The sequence below is a fragment of the Streptomyces sp. NPDC002537 genome, assembly GCF_053594975.1.
Genome location: NZ_JBSFWT010000112.1, coordinates 1 through 21332 on the forward strand (window position 1 = coordinate 1; position 21332 = coordinate 21332).

The 21332-nt window shown below is 73.9% G+C and carries 13 protein-coding genes and 2 pseudogenes; 8 read left to right on the top strand and 7 right to left on the bottom strand.

All coding sequences use genetic code 11. The annotated features are described in order from the left end of the window. Positions 1–3018 (top strand): annotated as a pseudogene (locus ACWD4A_RS31950) (hypothetical protein); the annotation flags it as partial. Positions 3019–3074: 56 nt separating this feature from the next. On the opposite strand, the pseudogene ACWD4A_RS31955 reads toward ACWD4A_RS31950, so the two are convergent. Beyond that, positions 3075–3410, bottom strand: a pseudogene (locus tag ACWD4A_RS31955) (hypothetical protein); the annotation flags it as partial. A gap of 361 nt (positions 3411–3771) precedes the next feature. Between ACWD4A_RS31955 and ACWD4A_RS31960 the strand changes: the two are divergent. The 4 genes from ACWD4A_RS31960 to ACWD4A_RS31975 all read left to right on the top strand — a co-directional run bounded on the left by ACWD4A_RS31960 (position 3772) and on the right by ACWD4A_RS31975 (position 7889). Further along, the gene (locus ACWD4A_RS31960) at positions 3772–6234 is read left to right on the top strand and encodes a nitrate- and nitrite sensing domain-containing protein (RefSeq protein ID WP_451199439.1); all 2463 of its coding nucleotides are present in this window, start codon (positions 3772–3774) and stop codon (positions 6232–6234) included. Next, entirely contained in the window at positions 6231–6707 is a 477-nt protein-coding gene (locus ACWD4A_RS31965; RefSeq protein WP_451199440.1) for a roadblock/LC7 domain-containing protein, read from the top strand. The genes ACWD4A_RS31960 and ACWD4A_RS31965 overlap by 4 nt, the downstream gene beginning before the upstream one ends. A gap of 8 nt (positions 6708–6715) precedes the next feature. Beyond that, positions 6716–7168: a DUF742 domain-containing protein gene (locus tag ACWD4A_RS31970; protein WP_451199442.1), complete on the top strand. Its 453-nt coding sequence runs from the start codon at positions 6716–6718 to the stop codon at positions 7166–7168. Positions 7169–7313: 145 nt separating this feature from the next. After that, complete coding sequence (locus ACWD4A_RS31975; protein WP_451199443.1) at positions 7314–7889, top strand: GTP-binding protein; 576 nt, start codon at positions 7314–7316, stop codon at positions 7887–7889. Here ACWD4A_RS31975 and glpK read toward each other — a convergent pair. The 3 genes from glpK to ACWD4A_RS31990 form a co-directional block, all read right to left on the bottom strand. Beyond that, positions 7886–9394, bottom strand: a complete 1509-nt coding sequence (gene glpK, locus ACWD4A_RS31980) for a glycerol kinase GlpK (protein ID WP_451199445.1) — start codon at positions 9392–9394, stop codon at positions 7886–7888. The genes ACWD4A_RS31975 and glpK overlap by 4 nt on opposite strands. Before the next feature lie 85 nt (positions 9395–9479). After that, on the bottom strand, positions 9480–10265 hold the full coding sequence (locus tag ACWD4A_RS31985; RefSeq protein WP_451199447.1) for a M15 family metallopeptidase: 786 nt from the start codon (positions 10263–10265) through the stop codon (positions 9480–9482). 56 nt (positions 10266–10321) lie between these two features. Further along, positions 10322–12700, bottom strand: a complete 2379-nt coding sequence (locus ACWD4A_RS31990; protein WP_451199448.1) for a glycoside hydrolase family 31 protein — start codon at positions 12698–12700, stop codon at positions 10322–10324. Between the two features lie 218 nt (positions 12701–12918). On the opposite strand from ACWD4A_RS31990, the gene ACWD4A_RS31995 reads away from it, so the two are divergent. Then, positions 12919–14925 (top strand): acetoacetate--CoA ligase, encoded by a 2007-nt coding sequence (locus ACWD4A_RS31995; RefSeq protein WP_451199451.1) that lies wholly within the window; start codon positions 12919–12921, stop codon positions 14923–14925. A gap of 57 nt (positions 14926–14982) precedes the next feature. Here ACWD4A_RS31995 and ACWD4A_RS32000 read toward each other — a convergent pair whose 3' ends face one another. Then, entirely contained in the window at positions 14983–16302 is a 1320-nt protein-coding gene (locus ACWD4A_RS32000) for an aminotransferase class I/II-fold pyridoxal phosphate-dependent enzyme (RefSeq protein ID WP_451199453.1), read from the bottom strand. A 45-nt stretch (positions 16303–16347) separates the two neighbouring features. Between ACWD4A_RS32000 and ACWD4A_RS32005 the strand changes: the two genes are divergently transcribed. Both ACWD4A_RS32005 and ACWD4A_RS32010 read left to right on the top strand, forming a co-directional pair. After that, complete coding sequence (locus tag ACWD4A_RS32005) at positions 16348–17598, top strand: MFS transporter (protein WP_451199454.1); 1251 nt, start codon at positions 16348–16350, stop codon at positions 17596–17598. A gap of 22 nt (positions 17599–17620) precedes the next feature. Next, positions 17621–18535 (top strand): hypothetical protein, encoded by a 915-nt coding sequence (locus tag ACWD4A_RS32010; RefSeq protein WP_451199456.1) that lies wholly within the window; start codon positions 17621–17623, stop codon positions 18533–18535. A 69-nt stretch (positions 18536–18604) separates the two neighbouring features. Here ACWD4A_RS32010 and ptsP read toward each other — a convergent pair whose 3' ends face one another. After that, on the bottom strand, positions 18605–20275 hold the full coding sequence (ptsP, locus tag ACWD4A_RS32015; protein ID WP_451199457.1) for a phosphoenolpyruvate--protein phosphotransferase: 1671 nt from the start codon (positions 20273–20275) through the stop codon (positions 18605–18607). 91 nt (positions 20276–20366) lie between these two features. Beyond that, a complete protein-coding gene (locus ACWD4A_RS32020) occupies positions 20367–20816 on the bottom strand; it encodes a PTS sugar transporter subunit IIA (RefSeq protein ID WP_451199459.1) in 450 nt (149 codons plus the stop codon). Positions 20817–21332 lie beyond the last annotated feature (516 nt).

Genomic DNA, 21332 nt, shown 5'->3' on the forward strand with positions numbered 1-21332 from the left:
GCGGGCTTCGGCGGGCGTCCCTTCGAGGAGTTGCTCTCCGAGGCGCAGTGCTACCTCAACTGGTACCGGGTGGACGGCTTCCTGCTGCGGCGCATCGTCGAACTGCTGGGCCTGCCCCAGCCCGACGCCACCGCCCAGCTGCCGGGCCAGCGCGCCACGGGTGACGCGGACGACGCGGCTCCGGCGGACGGCGCGCCCTCCGGCAACGGCCGGCCCCCCGCCCCCCGTCGCCCCGGCGACCAGGGCGCGCCCTCCGGCAGCGCGACCGCCCCGCGCGACCCGGCCGCCGGACCCCTCACCGCCGAAGAGGTCGACCGCAACGCCGACGCGCTGCGCGAGATGCTCGACGAGAGCGTCGCCATCTCCGAGCGGCAGATGTTCGACCTGCGCACCGCCGCGGCCGACGACGCCCGCATCCTGGGCGCCCTCGGCGACGGCGGGCTGCTGCCCCCCAGCCCCGACGTGCTGGCCGCCGTCGAGTACCTCGGCGAGCACGGCATCCCCGCCCTGCCCGGCTGGCGCTACCTCGCCCAGGCCGTCGACCCCGCCGACCACGCGGCCGTGCTCGCCGCCCGCCCCGAGCTCGTCGACGGCGTCGTCATCACCGACGCCGACTCGCACGCCCGCGCCCGCGAAGTCCTCGCCGCCGCCTCGCTGCTGCCGCGCTCCGCCGTCGCCGTCGGTACGGCCGCCGCCCTCCTCGCCCCGCCCCCCGCGCGGGACGCACAGGACTCCGGCGTCTTCCTCGTACCGCCGAACCCCGCCATGCACGACGAGCGCGCCGCCGACGACGAGCGCCACGCGCTGCGCGCCCGCGCCATGGCCCGTGACGAGGAGATCCGCGCCATAGCGGCACGCCTCGCCGGGGACCGCACCCTCGCCGCCCGCCTCACCTCGTGGCGCGCGGGCTGCCCGGCGGGCCGCCTCGCCGAACTGGCCGCCGAGGCCGAACGGGCCCGTACGGCCGCGGAGACCGCCCAGGAGGAGCTCGCGGAGCTCCGCACGGCGCGCGCCGATGCCGAGGAGACCGCCGCGGAGGCGGCCCGGGTACGCGACGAGCGCCAGGAGGTCGCCGCCCGCGCCCGCCGCGTCGCCGACGCCCTCGCCGGGCTCGCCTACCGGCTCCGCGAGCGCGCCTCCTGGCAGCTGCGCCTCCGCGAACTGGCGGAAGAGGCGGCCGAGTCCGAGGAACGCGCCGCCGCCTGCGTCGACCGCGCCCGCGCCGCCGACGAGGACCGCCGTGCCGCCCAGCGCGCCGCCGATGACGCGCGCCGCACGGCCCGCGCACTGCGCGCCGAGCGCGCGGAGATCGCGGGCGCCCCCGACGAGCTCCCGGACGCCACCGGCGCGCCCACCGCCTCGCTGCCCGCCCTGCGCGAGGCCTACCGCGCCGCCTCCCAGCTCTACGAGAAGGTCGGCGTCGGCGCCGATCTGCGCGCCGAACAGGCCCGTGCCGAGAGCGACGAGAGCGCCGCCCTCGCCGAACTCGACCGCCTCACCAACAAGGTCCGCACCCGCGCCGCTCAGCTCCTGGAGGGCACCGACGGCGCCGACGGCCCGTCCCGCCAGGCCGCCGCGGCCCGCGCCGAACAGCTCGTCCAGATGCTGGAGACCCGCGCCTCCACCGCCAGCGAACAGCTCGGCAGGCTGCGCGGCGAGGCCGAACGGCTCGCCCCCGCCGACGGCGACGCGCACACCGAGCTCCCCGACGAGCTGGTGCCCGCCGACGCCGACCGGGCCAAGGAACTGCTGCGCACCGCCACCGCCGAACTCGCCGCGGGCACCGACGCCCTGGAGAACGCCCGTAGGGCGCACGGCGACCTGCTGCGCGCCCACCGCGCCGCCGAGGACGCCGCCGCCGGCTTCGACGACACGGCGGCCCTCCTCCGCGACCTGCTGCGCGACAACACCCCGGAGGAGGACGCGGAGGAGCCCGAGCCGTACGCGGGTTCCCTGGAGGAGGCCCGACAGGCCGCCACCGAGGCCCGCCGCTCCCTGCGCGGCTGCGCCGGAGAACTGTCGGCCGCCGAGTCGGCGGTCCGCGAGGCGAGCGACATCCTCGTGCGCCACGCCAACTCCACCCGCTACGAGCAGGTGCGCACCCCCGCCCGCCAGCAGATTCGCGAACTGCCCGCCGCCGCCCTGCCGGAGCACGCCGCCGCGTGGGCCGAGGCGTTCGCGCCCCGGCTGCGGGTGCTGACCGACGAGCTGGAGCAGCTGGAGCGCAACCGCGACAGCATCGTCGACCGGCTGCGCGGGCTCGTCGAGTCCTCCCTCACCACCCTGCGCTCCGCCCAGCGGCTCTCCCGGCTGCCCGAGGGACTGGGGGAGTGGTCCGGCCAGGAGTTCCTGCGCATCCGCTTCGAGGATCCCGACCAGTCCACGCTCACCGAGCGGCTCGGCGAGGTCATCGACGAGGCCACCCGCTCCGCGGTCCGGAAGAACTCCGACCTGCGGCGCGACGGAATGTCCCTGCTGCTGCGCGGCGTCGCCGCGGCGCTGCAGCCCCGCGGCGTGGCCGTCGAGATCCTCAAGCCCGACGCGGTGCTGCGCGCCGAGCGGGTCTCGGTGGGACAGATGGGCGACGTGTTCTCCGGCGGGCAGCTGCTGACCGCCGCCATCGCGCTGTACTGCACCATGGCCGCGCTGCGCAGCAACGACCGGGGCCGTGACAAGCAGCGGCACGCGGGCACGCTGTTCCTCGACAACCCCATCGGCCGCGCCAACGCCACCTACCTGCTGGAGCTCCAGCGGGCCGTCGCGGACGCCCTCGGCGTCCAGCTGCTGTACACCACCGGCCTGTTCGACACGACGGCCCTGGCGGAGTTCCCGCTGGTCATCAGGTTGCGCAATGACGCGGACCTGCGGGCGGGCCTGAAGTACATCAGCGTCGAGGAGCATCTGCGCCCCGGCCTGCCCGAGCAGGACCCGGACGCGGAACCCGTCCACGGCCAGATCACGGCCACCCGTATGTACCGCCGCCCGGCGGAGGACGGGACGGTGCCCGCGGGCGCGTAGGGATCCACCCCGGGCGGGCCGGCTCCCCGGTCCGCCCGGGGTCAGGGGAAGCGGGGGCGGCGCGCCCGGCGTATCGCGCGCGCCGAACTGCTGGGCACGGACACCACACCGTGGCGCTGCCGCCACACCTGCCGCGTCACCCACACGTCGAGCACCGCCCAGGTGGCCGCCACGACGCTCGCCAGGACGCACAGCAGCGCGGGCAGCGCGAGCCAGGAACCGGCCAGCGCGAACAGCGCCGCGACCATGCTCTCCACCAGCGTCACCGCGATGAAGAGGACCGCGCGAACCGCCGCCGTGCGCACCGGATCCGGCATCCGCGGCCGACGGGCCCGCTCCTCGACCCACAGCGGTCGGCTCCGGTACGACGGGATGTCGTGATTCCGGTCCATGGCCGCTCACCTCCCCCAGTGGCCGCCCCCGTGGGGCCGCTGCCCAAAGACGCCCACCACGAGCGCCGAACGGGAACAAAAGGTGGGCTGTCGGGCATCACGCCGCCCGCCCACCCCTCCGTCCCGGTATCCGTTCCCTCTACAAAGAGCGAACGACGGTGCCCGAAGGTTCCCATGGGCAGGGAAAACCAGCCAGCCCGAAAAGTCCTGGAATCGCCGGACAACGCGTGACCCGGGGCCGCTACGGCCGGAGTTCGGCCGCCGTACTGGCCTTCGAGAGTCGTACCGCGCAGTAGTAGGCTCACGCCGCATTGTTGTCGGAACACCACCCCCGTGCAGCGGGGTTGACGTTGGGGAGGCCATGCGCTTTCGCGGGAAGTCGATCCGCCGGAAGATCGTGGCGCTGCTGCTCGTGCCGCTGGTGTCGCTGACCGCCCTCTGGGCCTTCGCCACCGTGATCACCGGCAGTGAGGCCGCCCAACTGCTCGCCGTCACCGATGTCATGCGCAAGGTCGGCTACCCCGCCGGGGACATGATCGGTGCCCTCCAGGCGGAGCGCCGCCAGACCCTCGTCCACCTCGCGGACTCCCGCCGTGCCGACGCCCTCGCCGCCCTGCACGACAGACAGCGCGCCACGGACCGGGCGGTGGCGGCCCTCCGCTCCGGCGCCGACGGCGACCTCGACATGAGCTCCAAGGCCGCCGCCCGTCTCGCCGCCATCGAGAAGAGCCTCGGCGACCTCGACAGCCTCCGCCGCAAGGCCGAGGACGGCACCATCAGCCGCCACGGCGCCCTCCAGGCGTACAGCGAACTCGTCGAGCCCTACTACGCCTTCCTCGGCGCCCTCAGCGCCCTCCAGGACGCCGAACTCGACAAACAGGGCCGCGCCCTCGTCGGGATCGCGCGGGCCCGCGAGGCGCTCTCCCGGGAGGACGCCCTGCTCGCCGCCGCCCTCACCGCGGGCAGCATGAGCAAGCAGGAACTGCGCGCCTTCTCCGACCGCGTCGCCGAACGCCAGGTCCTCTACAGCGCCAACCTCAACCTCCTGCCCGCCGCCGACCAGGAGGCCTACGAGGACTACTGGCGCGGCAGCAGCGCCGAGACCCTGCGCTCCGCCGAGGACGCCGTGATCCTCGCCGGCGCCGACCGCGCCCCGCACGCCGTGGCCCCCCAGCAGTGGAAGGCCGCCTCCGGAACGGCCCTCGACGAGCTCGCCCGGATGGGCGCCGAGGCCCTCGACCGCTACACCGACCGCGTCCGGCCCGCCGCCACGGGCGTCCTGATCAAGGCCGCGGCCGCCGGAATCCTCGGCCTCGCCGCCCTCGTCTGCTCCCTCGTCATCTCCCTCAGGATCGGCCGCGGACTCGTACGGGACCTGCGCGGCCTGCGCAAGGAGGCCCACGAGGCTTCGGGCGTCCGGCTGCCCGGCGTCATGCGCCGCCTCGCCGCGGGCGAACGGATCGACGTGGAGACCGAGGCCCCCCTCCTCGACTACGGACCCGACGAACTCGGCCAGGTCGGCAAGGCCCTCAACTCCCTCCAGCGCGCCGCCGTCGAGGCCGCGGTCAAACAGGCCGACGTGCGCCGCGGCGTCTCCGACGTCTTCGTCAACCTCGCCCGCCGCAGCCAGGTCCTGCTGCACCGCCAGCTGACCCTCCTCGACGCCATGGAACGCCGCACCGAGGACACCGAGGAACTCGCCGACCTGTTCCGCCTCGACCACCTCACCACCCGCATGCGCCGCCACGCGGAGGGCCTCGTCATCCTCTCCGGCGCCGCCCCCGCCCGGCAGTGGCGCAGACCCGTCCCGCTGATGGACGTCGTACGGGCCGCGGTCGCCGAGGTCGAGGCGTACGAGCGGATCGAGGTGCGCCGCCTGCCCCGGCTCGCCGTGCACGGACCCGCCGTCGGCGACCTCACCCACCTCCTCGCCGAACTCCTGGAGAACGCCACCGTCTTCTCCCCGCCGCACACCACCGTCCAGGTCCTGGGCGAGCGCGTCCCCAACGGCTTCACGGTCGAGATCCACGACCGCGGGCTGGGCATGCCCCCGGACCTCCTGCTCGAAGCCAACCTCCGGCTCGCCGAGACCCCCGAGTTCGAACTCTCCGACACCGACCGTCTCGGACTGTTCGTCGTCAGCCGGCTCGCCCGCCGCCACGGTGTGAAGGTCACGCTCCAGCCCTCCCCGTACGGCGGCACCACCGCCGTCGTCCTCGTCCCCCTCGCGCTGCTCACCGCCGTCGGCGGCAACCCGGCCGCGGACGAGGACACCGGGGCACAGGAGATCCGCAAGGACCCGGAACCGACGCCTCTGTCGCCGCTCTCGGCGCTCGCTGACCCCGGGACCCTGCCGCTCCGCGGCGGGCCCCGGCACACCCCGCCCGGGGCACCGGCCCAACCGGGGCTTCCGCTCTGCCCGTTCGAGGACGGCCCGGACCGGGACGACCCGCAGCACCACCAGGCGGACGACGGCCCGCAGCCGCTGCCGCGCCGCAGGCCCCCCGTCCTGGTCTCCGACCACGGCCGTCCGGTGGCGCGCGGACCGTGGCCCGGCGGCCCGGAGCCGGACCCGGAGCGCACCCCGACCGGCGGCCTGCCCCGGCGCGTACGGCAGGCCAGCCTCGCGCCGCAGTTGCGCGACGACCTCACACCCCGGCGCGCCCCGGACGCCGCCGCGCCGGAACCCGAACGCGACGCCGAGGAGGTCAGGGCCCGCATGGCGGCCCTCCAACGCGGCTGGCAGCGCGGGCGGGAGGATCATGACACCAGCACGTCGAGAACGACAGCACCACGAACCACACACGAGGGGGACGGTCCATGACCGCACCGAAGGCCGCGACACGCACCGCCCGGACCGGAGCCACGCCGGACGACGGGGGTGACCGGCGGCCGGGCACCACGGACGACCTGAACTGGCTGCTCGACGACCTCGTCGAGCGCGTCGGAGCCGTGCGCAAGGCGCTCGTGCTCTCCGGCGACGGTCTGCCCACGGGCAAGTCGAAGGAGCTCACCCGCGAGGACGGCGAACACCTGGCCGCCGTCGCCTCCGGCTTCCACAGCCTCGCCAAGGGCGTCGGCCGGCACTTCGACGCGGGCGAGGTCCGGCAGACCGTGGTCGAGCTGGACGAGGCGTTCCTGTTCGTCACCGCCGCGGGCGACGGCAGCTGCCTGGCCGTGCTCGCGGACGCCGACTCCGACATCGGCCTGGTCGCCTACGAGATGACGCTGCTCGTCAAGCGCGTGGGCGCGCACCTGGCCACCGCTCCGCGGACCGGCGTGGCCGCCGACGGGTGACGGCCGGCATGACCGGAGACGATGCCGCGTTCCCCCAGGGCGACCACCGGGGGACGGACACCGGTGGGACGGTCCGCTGGTACGACGACGCCGCGGGTCCCGTGGTGCGCCCGTACGCCATGACCCGCGGCCGGACCCGCGGCGCGGCCGGGACCGAGCTCGACCTGATCGCGGTCGTCATCGCCGAGGAGGCGCTGGCGGGCCCGGCCGGCGCCGCCCTCGCCCGCGCGGACCGGACGCTGTCCCCGGAACACCTCGACATCGTCGAACTCGCCCGCACCAGGCCCCAGTCCATCGCGGAACTGGCCGCCGGGCTCGACCTGCCCGTCGGTGTCGTACGGGTCCTCGTCGGCGACCTCCTGGAGGCGCGGTTCGTCCGCGTCACCCGCCCCGTGCCACCCGCGGAACTCCCCGACGAGAGCGTCCTCCGCGACGTCATCGACGCCCTCCGGGCCCTGTGACCCGAGCCCTTCCCCGCCCCGCACCGGTCCTCGGGGGCGGGGCGGGGAAGGGAAAACCCTTGTCGTGACCACGCTCTTTACGGAACGATCACGTCCGACAGGGAGCACGAACGGGTCCGGCACAAAAGCACGAGAGGAGGCCCCCATGGCATTCGGTCCCACCCCCCTGACCCTCAAACTCCTCATAGCGGGCGGCTTCGGCGTGGGCAAGACCACCATGGTCGGCGCCGTGAGCGAGATCAGACCCCTCCGCACGGAGGAACTGCTCACCGAGGCGGGCCGCCCCGTCGACAACACCACCGGGGTGGAGGCCAAGCGCACCACCACCGTCGCCATGGACTTCGGCCGGATCACCCTCCGCGACGACCTGGTCCTCTACCTCTTCGGCACGCCCGGCCAGGACCGCTTCTGGTTCCTCTGGGACGAACTCGCCCAGGGCGCGCTCGGCGCCGTCGTCCTCGCCGACACCCGGCGGCTGGCCGACTGCTTCGCCGCCGTCGACTACTTCGAACGGCGCGGCATCGCCTTCACCCTCGCCGTCAACTGCTTCGACGGCGCCGACCGCTACCCCGAGAGCGACGTACGGGACGCCCTGGACCTCGACCCCGAGGTGCCCGTCGTCATGTGCGACGCCCGCGAGCGGGAGTCCGTCAAGCACGTCCTGGTCTCCGTCGTGGAACACGCCATCGCCACCGGTGCCGCCGGGCGCCGTCCGGCCTAGGCGCCCTCGTCGAGCCAGCCGAAGCTGCGCTCCACCGCCCTGTGCCAGCGGCCGTACTCGCGCTCCCGGTCCGCCGCCGCCATCCGCGGCGTCCACTCGGCGTCCCGCCGCCAGTGGGCCCGCAGCTCGTCGGTGTCCCGCCACACGCCGGTGGCCAGCCCGGCGGCGTACGCGGCACCCAGGCACGTCGTCTCGGAGACCACCGGACGGATCACCGGCACCCCCAGCACATCGGCCTGGTGCTGCATCAGCAGGCCGTTGGCCGTCATCCCGCCGTCCACCTTGAGCGAGGTGATCCGCACCCCGGAGTCCTGGAACATCGCGTCCACGACCTCACGGGTCTGCCAGCTCGTCGCCTCCAGCACGGCACGCGCCAGGTGCGCCTTGGTGACGTAGCGGGTCAGCCCCGTGATCACCCCCCGCGCGTCGGAGCGCCAGTACGGCGCGTACAGCCCGGAGAACGCGGGCACCACATAGGCGCCGCCGTTGTCCCGCACGCTCGCCGCCAGCGGCTCGATCTCGTCGGCGGAACGGATGAGCCCCAACTGGTCGCGGAACCACTGCACCAGCGCGCCCGTGACCGCGATCGACCCCTCCAGGCAGTAGACGGGCGCCTCCCCGCCGAGCCGGTAACCGACCGTCGTCAGCAGCCCGTTCTTGGACGGCACGGCCCGGTCGCCGGTGTTCAACAGCAGGAAACTGCCCGTGCCGTAGGTGTTCTTCGCCTCGCCCACCCCGTAGCAGGTCTGCCCGAACACGGCCGCCTGCTGGTCGCCCAGGGCCGCCGCGACCGGCACCCCGGCCAGCGGGCCCACCGCCGTCCCGTAGACCTCGGCGGACGACCGGATCTCCGGCAGCACCGCCTCCGGTATGTCCATCGCGGCCAGGATCGCCGGATCCCACTGGAGCGTGTCGAGATCCATCAGGAGGGTGCGCCCGGCGTTGGTCACATCGGTGATGTGCACCCCGCCGTCCACACCGCCCGTCAGGTTCCAGACCAGCCAGGAGTCGACGGTGCCGAACGCGATCTCGCCGTTCACCGCCCGGCGGCGCAGCCCCGGCACGTGCTCCAGCAGCCAGGCCACCTTCGGACCGGAGAAGTAGCTCGCGAGCGGCAGCCCCGTCGCCTCCCGGAACCGGTCCTGCCCGTCCGCGCCGCCCAGTTCGTGGCAGAGCGCGGCCGTACGGGTGTCCTGCCAGACGACGGCGTTGTGCACCGGCTTGCCCGTCGCCCGGTCCCACAGGACCGTCGTCTCCCGCTGGTTGGTGATGCCCAGCGCGCTCAGCTCGTCCGCCCGCAGCCCCGCCGCGGCCAGCGCCCCCGCCACCACGGCCCGCACCTTCGCCCAGATCTCCGCGGCGTCGTGCTCCACCCAGCCGGGCCGGGGGAAGATCTGCCGGTGCTCGCGCCGGTCCATGGCCACGGCCGTGCCGTCCCGGTCGAAGACGATGCAGCGGCTGGAGGTGGTGCCCTGGTCGATCGCGGCGACGTACGAGCCCGTCATGGCGTCTCCTCGGGGGACTGCGCTGACCCACACTGCCCGGACGGGCAGTGTTCTCCCGCCGTGCGGGATGGTCAAGCCACAGGAGTCACCGCACCGGGAAGTCGAAGTACGTGTCGGGGAACGGCTCCCCGCGGAGGGTGTAGTGCCACCACTCCTCCGGAAGGTTGACGAAACCGGCCCGCTCCATCGTGGACTTCAGCAGCAGCCGGTGCTCCCGCTGCACACCCCGCACCCGGGGATCCAGCGTGTGGGCCAGCGTGTCGAAACAGTCGAACCCCGTCCCCATGTCGACCGAGTTGTCGGGAAAACGCTGCCCCTGCGGTGCGTAGCAGGGCACCAGCCGCTCCCCGGGCCGGTACGGCCGCGTCGGCCGCGCGGGCAGCCGCACCAGCGTCAGGTCCATGGTGCTGCCCCTGCTGTGCCCCGACTTCGCCGCGATGTAACCGTCGTCGAAAAGCCGCGACTTGTCGACCAGGGGATAGAACTCCCCCTTCATCCGCTGGTCCCGCAGATCCTTGGCCCACGCCACGAAGTCGTCGACCGCCCGCTGCGGCCGGTAGCAGTCGTAGACCTTGAGGCTGTAACCCCGTGGCAGCAGGGCACGCTGCGCCCTGTGCAACGCCTCGGCCGCCGGGCGGGTGAGGAGGCATACGGGGCGGCGGTAGCCGTCGACACGGTGACCGGTGAAGTTGTGCACGGTGACGTACCGCATCTCCTGGAGGATCGACGGATCGACGTCCGAGAGCGCCACGAATCCGGCGGGCGGTCTCGGCTCCGGCGCCCGGGCGTGCGCGGCGGGGGCGCAGGACAGGGCGATGAGGGCGGCGACAGGAAGGGCAAGGGCGCGCAGCGCCGAGGAGAGTCGCGACATGCCGTTCCAGATAGCAGAGGTCCGCACCCGGTGCAACAGGCAGAGCAGTACCGGCCCTAGCCACCCGCACCCGTCCCCGCCCCGTGCGAGCGCACCCGCACCGGATACCCCACCTCCTCCGACCCGTCCCGCTCCACCACGACCACACCGTCCCGCAGCCGCGTGGTGAAGCGCACGACCGACGGCGGCGCCCACCCCTCACCCGTGTCCGGCACGAGCACCCCACCGCCCGTACGCCCGGCGGCCGGTGGCCACACCTCCAGCTCCACCTGGCCGTCCGCCCCGGCCACCGGCACGACCGAACCCGCCCGCGCCAGCACCGGGATGCGGGACAGGGGCGCGTCCAGCAGCACCTGCCCCGGGCCCTCGTGGGCGTGCCCCGTCACCGTGTCGTACCAGCGCCCGCGCGGCAGCCGTACGGCCCGGCGGTCGGTGCCCTGCTCCAGCACCGGAGCCACCAGCAGCGAATCGCCCAGCAGGAACGCGTCCTCGCAGTCACGCAGCGCGCGGTCCTCGGGCGAGCGCCACCACACCGGCCGCACATAGGGCGCGCCGGTGCGCTGCGCCAGATGCGCGAGCGTCACGAAATACGGCAGCAGCCGCATCCGTTCCCGCAGCGCGGCGCCCGCGTGCTCCAGCACCTCCGCCCCGAACTCCCACGGCTCCCGGCGCCCCGCGGAATGCGCCGCGTGGGTACGGAACAACGGCAGGTACGCGCCCAACTGGAACCAGCGCAGGAACAGCTCGGGCGACGGGTGACCCGTGAACCCCCCGACGTCCGGGCCCGAATACGGCACCCCGCACAGGCCCAGCCCCAGGGCCAGCGCCAGCGACGCCCGCAGCCCCGGCCAGCCCGTCGCCACGTCACCGGACCAGGTGCCCCCGTAGCGCTGCATACCCGCCCAGCCCGACCGGGAGAACAGGAACGGCCGCTCCTCCGGCCGCAGCTCGCGCAGCCCCTCGTAGCCGGCCCGCGCCATGGCCAGGCCGTACACGTTGTGCGCCGCCCGGTGATCGCCGCCGCGGCCCTCCAGCGAGTGCCGCGCCGAGCGCGGCAGCGTCGGATCGCCGAACGCCGCGAACGACACCGGCTCGTTCATGTCGTGCCACACCCCGGAGAAGCCCTGCTCCAGCCGCTCCGAGTACAGCCCGCCCCACCACTTGCGCACCCCGGGATCGGTGAAGTCGGGGAAGGCGCACGCACCGGGCCACACCTCGCCCCGCACCTCGCGCCCGCGCGCGTCCCGCACGAACGCCCCGGCCGCCGCGCCGCTCTCGTACACGCCGAACCCCGGCTCCGTCTTCACCGCCGGGTCCACGATGGACACCAGCCTGGTGCCCTGGTCCCGCAATTCGCCCGCCAGCCCCGGCAGATCGGGGAACCGGTCGCGGTCCACGGTGAAGACGCGGTGTCCCCAGTAGTGGTCGATGTCGAGGTGGAGCGCCGACAGCGGCAGTCCGCGCTCCCGGTACCCCGTCACCACCCGCCGTACCTCCCGCTCACTGCCGAAGCCCCAGCGCGCGTGCTGCGGACCGAGCGCCCAGGCGGGCGGCAGCGCCGGGGCGCCGGTCAGCGCCGCCCACATGTGCAGCACGCGCGCGGGGGTGCCCACCATCACCCAGGAGCGCAGCGGGCCGCCGTCCATCCGCACCTCGCAGCTGCCCGGCCGGTCGTGCCCGGACCCGGCACCCTCCTCGCCCTCCCGCAGCGTCACCCGGCCGTCCCAGGTGTTGTCGTGGAAGGCGAGGTGCGTGCCCGCGTCCGCGACCACCAACTGCACCGGCATCGTGATGTACAGGGGGTCGTCGCCCGGCTCGAAGGAACCGCCCGGATCGGTGTTCCACAGCCGGTACGAGCCGTCTCTCAGCCGCGGCCCCGCCGCCCTGCCGCCCAGGCCGAAGAACCGCGCGTCCGCCGCCACTTCCGACCGCTGCGTCCACCGCGGCTCCACCGCCTCCCGCCCGGCCCGATCCACCGGTTCCCACCAGCGCGGCGGCAGATCGCGCCGCAGCACCACACCACCGGGCGTCCGCACCTCCACCGTGCCGTGCCGGCCGACCACGACCAGCACCCGCTCGGACACCACGCGCCAGCCCCCGTCCGTGTCGGGCTCCAGCACGGCACGCTCGTCCGCCTCCGGCACCGGTCCGGCCAGGGCGTACGACGGCTCGGGCTCCGCGCCGTCCCAGCCGCAGAACACCGCGCCGCCCGCCACCACCCGCACCCGCAGCGACGACCGCGCGAAGCGCACGATCCCACCGCCCGGCAGCGGTTCGGCACCCTGCGCCGCCCCCGGCACCCGCGCCCGCTCCGCGCCCCGCCGCGGCAGCCCCACGGCGTCCGCACGCCGCCGGTACCACGCCCACCGCACGGACCGCAGCCCCCGTGCCGTCACGACCGCATTCGCTAACCGCCGCAGATCACGTGCATCCATGCTGCTCAGCCTGCCATCGACACCCCTGGGCAGGTGCACCGTTCAACAGCCGTTCACCCCGGCGGGATCCACCGGACCACGGTGGTCCGCCCGCCGGGTTATCCACAGGGCTGGTGCCCGAGTCGATCACATGGCATCGTCCTGCTCAGCCGCGTCACGCACAGGACCCCGAGGCGGGCGCGGCGACGCCCACGACGCGTACAGCCGGGAGCAGCCAGATGACCACCGCACCGCAGCCCGCCGACCGACCGGAGCCCCTCTGGAGCCCCGGCGAGGACCGCGTCGCCCGCGCACAGGTCACCCGCTTCCAGTCCTGGGCCGCCGAGCACCACGGCGCGCCCGCCGCCGTCCCCGGCGACCCCGCCGCGAGCTACGCCGCCCTGCACCACTGGTCCGTGACGGAACTGGAGCGCTTCTGGCAGGCCCTCACCGAGTGGTGCGACGTGCGCTTCTCCAGCCCGTACGAGCGGGTGCTCGCCGACCGCTCGATGCCCGGCGCCGTGTGGTTCCCCGGCGCCACCCTCAACTACGCCGAGCACGCCCTGCGCACCGCCGAGGACCCGGCCCGCGCCGCCGAGCCGGCCCTGCTGCACGTCGACGAGACCCACGAGCCGCGCCCGGTGAGCTGGGCGGAGCTGCGCACCCAGGTCGGCTCCCTGGCGGCGGAGCTCCGCGGCCTGGGCGTCCGCCCCGGCGACCGCGTCAGCGCCTACGTGCCCAACATCCCGCAGGCCGTCGTCGCCCTGCTCGCCACCGCGGCCGTCGGCGGCGTGTGGACGTCCTGCGCGCCCGACTTCGGGGCCCGCAGCGTCCTGGACCGCTTCCAGCAGGTCGAGCCCGTCGTGCTGTTCACCGTCGACGGCTATCACTACGGCGGCAAGCGCCACGAGCGGACCGACACCGTCGCCGAACTGCGCGCGGGGCTCCCCACGGTGCGCGCGGTCGTGCACATCCCGCTGCTGGGCACCCCGGCCCCCGAGGGAGCGCTGGAGTGGGAGGCGCTCACCTCCGGCACCACCGAGCCGGTCTTCGAGCAGGTCCCCTTCGACCACCCGCTCTGGGTGCTGTACTCGTCGGGCACCACCGGCCTGCCGAAGGCCATCGTCCAGTCCCAGGGCGGCATCCTCGTCGAGCACGTCAAGCAGCTCGCCCTGCACTGCGACCTCGGCCCGGGGGACCGCTTCTTCTGGTACACCTCCACCGGCTGGATGATGTGGAACTTCCTCGTCTCCGGCCTCCTGGTGGGCTCCACCGTCGTCCTCTACGACGGCAGCCCCGGCCACCCCGACACCGCCGCCCAGTGGCGCGTCGCCGAGCGCACCGGCACCACGCTCTACGGCACCTCCGCCGCGTACGTGATGGCCTGCCGCAAGGCCGAGGTCCACCCGGGCCGCGACTTCGACCTCTCCCGCGTCAAGTGTGTCGCGACCACCGGCTCACCCCTGCCCCCCGACGGCTTCCGCTGGCTCCACGACGAGGTCGCCGAGGACATGTGGATCGCCTCCGTCAGCGGCGGCACGGACGTGTGCAGCTGCTTCGCCGGCGCCGTCCCCACCCTCCCGGTGCACATCGGCGAGCTCCAGGCCCCCTGCCTGGGCACGGACCTCCAGGCGTGGGACGCCCAGGGCAGGCCCGTCGTCGACGAGGTCGGCGAGCTGATCGTCACCAACCCCATGCCGTCCATGCCGGTCCGCTTCTGGAACGACCCCGGTGGCGCGCGCTACCGCGACAGCTACTTCGAGATGTTCCCCGGTGTCTGGCGCCACGGCGACTGGATCACCCTCACCTCGCGGGGCAGCGTCGTCATCCACGGCCGCTCCGACTCCACCCTCAACCGGCAGGGCGTCCGGATGGGTTCCGCCGACATCTACGAGGCCGTCGAGCGGCTCCCCGAGATCCGCGAGTCCCTGGTCATCGGCGTCGAACAGCCCGACGGGGGCTACTGGATGCCGCTCTTCGTCCAGCTCGCGCCCGGAGCCACACTGGACGCCGGGCTGCTCGACCGCATCAAGCGCACCATCCGTCAACAGCTCTCGCCGCGCCACGTCCCCGACGAGGTCATCGAGGTCGCGGCCATCCCGCACACGCTCACCGGCAAGCGGATAGAGGTGCCGGTGAAGCGTCTCCTGCAGGGCACCCCCCTGGAGAAGGCGGTCAACCCCGGCTCGGTCGACAACGTCGAACTGCTGCATTTCTACGAGAAGCTGGGGCGCGAGCGCGCCTGACGCGGCACGGCGCCCCGGCCCCGCGCCCGGGACCGGGGCGCCGTCACCGGCCGTACGTCACCCGCCGTACGTCGCCTGCCGCTCGCCGAGCGCGTCCGAGAAGTCCGCGGCGAGCCGCGCCGCCTCCCCGGGCAGCAGCTCCGTGGTGGTGATCCGCACCCCGGGTGCGGTGGCCAGCCGGAAGCGCGCCCCGGCCGCCACCCACCACCCGTGCGACCGCAGGCCGTTCGCCACCGCGGCCTCGTCCCGCACCGGCACCCAGACGTTCAGCCCGCTCGCCCCGTGCGCGGCGATCCCGTGCCGCGCCAGCTCCCGCAGCAGCGTCTCCCGGCGCAGCGCGTAGGCGGCACGCGCCTGTCCCACGAGGTCCCGCGCCGCGGGGTCGGCCAGCAGGCTCGCCACGGTCTCCTGCAAGGAGTGGCTCACCCAGCCGGACGTCAGCAGCAGCCGCCCGTCGTGCCGGGCCAGCGTCGTCGCGTCGCACGCCAGGGCCGCCCACCGCAGGTCCGTCCCCAAGTACTTGGTGACGGTGCGGATCTGCGCCCATCGCGCGGGCCGCCCGGCGGCGAGGCTGTGCAGCGGCGCCCCCGCGATCTCCGCCGCGTGGTCGTTCTCGATCACCAGGACGTCCGGAGCCCCGGCGAGTACCTCCGCCAGGGCGTCCCGCCGCTCCGCGGAGAAGCACCCGCCGTACGGATTCTGCGACCGCGGGCTGCAGATCACCGCCCGTACGCCCGCCCGCACCGCGGCCCGCAGCGCGTCGGGGCGGATGCCCTCGTCGTCCACCGCGACCGGCACGGACCGCAGGCCCAACGCGGATACGAGATCCAGTAGATGGTGGTAGCCGGGGTCCTCCATCGCCACCGCGTCGCCGGGGCGCAGCTCGACCGAGAGCAGCCGGGCCACGCAGTCGAGCGCGCTGTGCGCGAAGGTCACATGGCCGGAGGGCACACCGTCGCGCTCGTACCAGGCACGGGCCAGCTCCTCCAGACGCGGCAGGCGCGGCGACGAACGGTGCGAGCGCGCGCCCGGGATCACCCTGACGTACGGCGGCACTTCGGGCAGGAAGGCCGCGTCGGGGTGACCGCCCGCGAGGTCGCGCAACCCCGTCGGAACCTTCGGCGGGCGCCGCGAGGCGACCGCCGGGGCCTGTGCCACCACCGTCCCGCCGCGCCCGCGGGTGACGACGATGCCGCGCCCGCGCAGCTCCTTGTAGGCGGCCGCGACCGTCCCCGGACTCACGCCGAGCCGATCGGCCAGCGCGCGCACGGGGGGCAGGGCGCTGTCACGCGGCAACGCCCCGTCGGCGACGCCGCGTTCGATGGACCCGGCAATTCCCTTGGCGTTCGTACCAGTGATCTCATATTGTGTCGCCACAGATCTAACTATGTATCAATACAATAGCTCGGTCAAGGGGAACACATGCGGATACCGGGGGGACCGGACGGCCGCCGGATGATGGCCGTCACCTTCGTCGACAAAGCCGGATCAGGACTCTGGGGCGCCACCTCCGCCCTCTACTTCACCTTCGTCGCCGGGCTCGGCACCGCAGAGATCGGCCTCCTCATCGGCCTGTCCGGCGCCATCGGCATCGCGGGCCCGCCCCTCGGCGGACTGCTCGCCGACCGCCTCCCGCTGCGCCCGCTCCTCGCCGCTGTCCAAGCCGTGCGCGCCCTTGCCTCCCTCGCTCTCCTCACCACCACCGACCTGCGCCTCCTGCTCGCCGTCGCCACCGTCGGCAGCCTCGGCGACCGCGCCTCCTCCGTCCTCACCAAGCTCTACGCGACCCGCGTCGCGGGCGAGGACCGCAGCCGCTACCAGGCCATCAACCGCACCGTCTCCAACGTCGGCTGGGCGGTCGGCGGCCTCGCCGCGGCAGGCGCGCTCACCACCGGAACGACCACCGTCTACCGCTGGCTCCTCGCCGGCGACGCCCTCTCCTTCGTCCTCGCCGCACTCATCACCCTCCGCTGCGCCGAACCGCCGTCCCACACCCCGGCCGTCGCCGCGACCGGCACACCCGCCGCCCCCGCACCGGAGCCCACGGGAACCACCAACCCCTGGCGCGACCGCCGTTACCTCGCCTACACCGCGAGCGAGGCCGCGCTCTTCCTCGACGACTCCGTCTTCAAGATCGGCCTCCCGCTGTGGACCGTGACCGCCACCAGCGCGCCCCACCAGCTCGTACCGCTCCTCCTCGTCCTCAACAACGTGCTCGTGGTCTGCTTCCAAGTGCCCTTCGCCCGCTTCGGCTCCACACCACGCGCCGCACGCACCACCCTCCTCCCGCTCGCCGCGGTCTTCCTCGCGGGCGGCGCCGCCCTCACCGCGTCGGCCGTCGGCACACCGTGGCTCGCCACCGGCGCCCTGATCCTCGCCGCGACCGCCTTCACCGTCGCCGAGATGCTGCACGCCACCGTCTCCTGGGAACTCTCCGTAGCCCTCGCCCCGCCCACCGCCCAAGGCGCCTACCTCGGCGTGCACGGCCTCGCCCAGGCCGCCCAGCGCAGCGCCGGACCCCTGGCCGTGACCGGCGCGATCGCCGTGGGCCCGACGGGCTGGCTCGCGCTCGGCGCGGCACTCGCCGCCGCGTGCTGCGCCCAGCGGCGCCTGGTCCGTGACCTCGGCGAACCCGCGTTGTCAGTGCCCGCGGTTACTCTGAGTGAGCATTGATCGTCCGCGCTGAGGGGGAACCATGGCGTACACCAGGAACGACGGCAACCGACGACTCACCGCACGGCGCGCACTGCGCCGCGAAGTGCCCAGCACCGTGGCCGTGCTGGCGGACGAGGAGGACTTCGCCGCCATGCGGCGGTACGAGACCTTCGCGTTCGACGACCACGCGACGTATCTGCGGCAGATGGAGGGGCTGCTGCGCTCGCTCGCCGCGCAGGGCACGCACACCAGTGTCGCCCTCTTCGATCCCGTCGACTTCGAGGAGTTCTGCACCGACACCCGGCTCGACCCCGACACCCCGGCCAGCCGCACCCGCTACACGGCGGAAGTCGCCGCGCTGGGCACCCGGGTCACCTACGAGGGCCAGCCGATCCGCAGGCTGCTGCCCCAGCTCATCGACGAGGCGGAACAGCAGGCCACTTGGGAGTACGCCTCGTCGCTGCTCGCCCGCGGCGGCGACTGCGCCTCCTGCGGGGAGGACATCGGCCGGGCGGCCTTCGCCCGCGCCACCCAGGCCCTGCGGCAACTCGTCGAAACGGCCGGGCCCGGCACGCACCACATGGTGTGCAGCATCCCGGCCGAAGGTGCCACCCCGCTGGTCGCCGCCCTCCACGCCGAGTGCGGCGACGGCAGCAAGCTGCGCCTGGGCGAGGCCGCGGCCCTCGTGTTCTGCACGGTCCTGGCGGCCGGCATCGCCGCGGACCGTCCGGGCGGCGTCGTGCTGCGCACCGCGGCCCCCGGCCGCCGCGACACGGTGCGGGGCTGGAACCTGCGCGACGGCTGGCTACGGCCGTTGAGCGAGGCGGAGGTCTTCGCCGCCTACTGCACCGACGCCCGCACCGGCGAACCCGTACCGCCCGAGCCCGGCGTCGACTACCGCGCGGGCCTGCACCTGCCGGAGCCCACGGACGAGGAGGAGCCCACCACCGGCTGAAACGCGAAAGGTGCCCCGCCGTCCGGCGGGGCACCCCTCACGTCATCGACGCGTCACCGTGTCATCGGCTCACTCGCCGGACAGCACCGCCTGCGCGGCCAGCCGGGCCTCCTCGGCGGTGTCCGTGGCACGGGCGGCGGCAGCGGCGCGCTCGCACTGCGCGAGCGTGTGCTTGGCCAGGGCTGCGCGCACGTAGGGGATGGACGCGGCGCCCATGGACAGGCTCGTCACACCCAGACCGGTCAGCACACAGGCGAGCAGCGGGTCCGACGCGGCCTCACCGCAGACGCCACAGCTCTTGCCCTCGGCCTTGGCGGCCTCGGCGGAAGCCGCGACCAGGTCGAGCAGCGCGGGCTGCCACGGGTCCTGGAGACGTGACACCGCACCGACCTGACGGTCGGCGGCGAAGGTGTACTGCGCCAGGTCGTTGGTGCCCAGCGACAGGAACTCGACCTCCTGGAGGATCGAGCGGGCCCGCAGGGCGGCCGACGGAATCTCCACCATCGCGCCGAACTTGGCGCGCAGCCCGGCCTCGCGGCACGCGTCCGCGAACGCCTTCGCGTCCGTACGGTCCGCCACCATCGGAGCCATGACCTCGAGATAGACCGGCAGGCCCTCGGCGGCCTTGGCCAGCGCGGTGAGCTGCGTGCGCAGCACATCCGGGTGGTCCAGCAGCGTCCGCAGACCGCGCACGCCCAGCGCCGGGTTCGGCTCGTCGGCCGGGGTCAGGAAGTCCAGCGGCTTGTCCGCACCCGCGTCCAGCACCCGCACGACCACACGGCCCTCGGGGAACGCCTCCAGGACCTTGCGGTACGCCTCGACCTGCTTGGCCTCGGACGGCGCCTTCTGGCTGTCGTCCAGGAAAAGGAACTCGGTACGGAACAGGCCGACGCCCTCCGCGCCCGCCTCGACCGCGGCGGGCACGTCGGCCGGACCGCCGACGTTCGCCAGCAGCGGCACCTTGTGCCCGTCGGACGTCGCGCCCGGACCGGAAGAGGCGGCCAGGGCCGCCTTGCGCTCCTCGGCGGCCTTCGTCAGCTCCGCGCGCTTCTCGGCGCTCGGCTCGACGAAGATGTCGCCCGTGCTGCCGTCCACGGCCACGACCGTGCCCTCCGCCAGCTCACCGGCGCCCGGCAGCGCGACCACCGCGGGCACCCCGAGCGCACGCGCGAGGATGGCGCTGTGGCTGGTCGGCCCGCCCTCCTCGGTCACGAAGCCCAGCACCAGGGTCGGGTCGAGAAGCGCGGTGTCGGCGGGTGCGAGGTCCCGGGCGATCAGCACGTACGGCTCGTCGCTGTCCGGCACACCCGGCATCGGCACGCCCAGCAGGCGCGCGACGATGCGGTTCCGCACGTCGTCGAGGTCGGCCACCCGGCCGGCCAGGTACTCGCCGGCGTTGGCGAGCAGCGCGCGGTAGGCGGCGAAGGCGTCGTACACCGCGCGCTCGGCGGTGCTGCCGACGGTGATGCGCCGTTCGACGTCCGCCATGAGCTCCGGGTCCTGCGCCATCATGGCCTGGGCCTCGAGCACGTGCTGGGCCTCGCCGCCGGCCAGGTTGCCGCGCGCGATGAGGTCGGCGGCGACGGCCTCGACGGCCTGGCGTGCGCGCCCCTGCTCGCGCGGCGCCTCGTCCGTCGGGATCTGCTTCGCCGGGGGCTCCAGCACTGCCGTGCCCATGTGCCGGACCTCGCCGATCGCCACACCGTGGCTCACGCCGACGCCTCGCAGCGTTGTCTCCATGTCACCCGTCTCCGTTGATGCGGCGGCTCCTCGGGCCGCCGCAGTGGAATGTCGTACGTACCCGTCCCTCTGTCCCAGGGACGGGGTCGGCTCACTGCCAGCTGAACAACTGGTCGTCGGCCTTGACGTCGCCGTCCTCGCGAACGTCGCCGAGCGAGTCGGCGGTGGCCTCGAGCGCGACGACCGGGCAGATCGGCGACTTGCCCGCTGCCTCGACGGCGGCCGGGTCCCAACGCACGACCTCCTGGCCGCGCGTGACCGTGTCGCCCTTGTTGACGAGCAGCTCGAAGCCCTCGCCGTTGAGCTGGACGGTGTCGATGCCGAGGTGCGTCAGCACACCGTGCCCCTGATCGTCGACGACGACGAACGCGTGGGGGTGGAGCGAGACGATGACGCCGTCCACGGGCGAGACCGCGGCCGACGGCTCGCGCACGGGGTCAATAGCGGTACCGGGTCCCACCATCGCGCCGGAGAAGACCGGATCGGGCACTGCCGCGAGTCCGATGGCACGTCCGGCAAGAGGGGACGTCACGGTGGTCATGGGAAGCCTCCCAGGGGTGAAGATTCATCACACGCCGTCACTGCCTGTCCTGGACGGCGCACTGGCCAGAAGCGTATGTCATAGGAACTGCGGATTCCGCACGCGCGAGGGCCACCCGGCGGAGCCCCCGCGGCCCTTGTAGAGGCGGGGTGGAGGGCCCCAGGAATCGATTTGCCTCGCCCCGCCGGGAGATGTACTGTCGGATCCCTGCCCACGACCGAGGCCCGCAGTCAACTGCTGGCAAGGCGAGGGCGGCACCTATCGGAAATGATCCTTTTCCTGGATCCGCTTCTGTGTGCCCGTATGTCCATGGTGGCTACGGAAACCGAGCGGTAAGGGAGCGGAAAAACTCCTGATAGAGTGATGGAACACGAAGGGAAGCGCCCGGAGGAAAGCCCGAGAGGGTGAGTACAAAGGAAGCGTCCGTTCCTTGAGAACTCAACAGCGTGCCAAAAGTCAACGCCAGACTATAAAATACCCCGTCTCCAGCCGTTTGGCTGGGACGCGGTTCCTTTG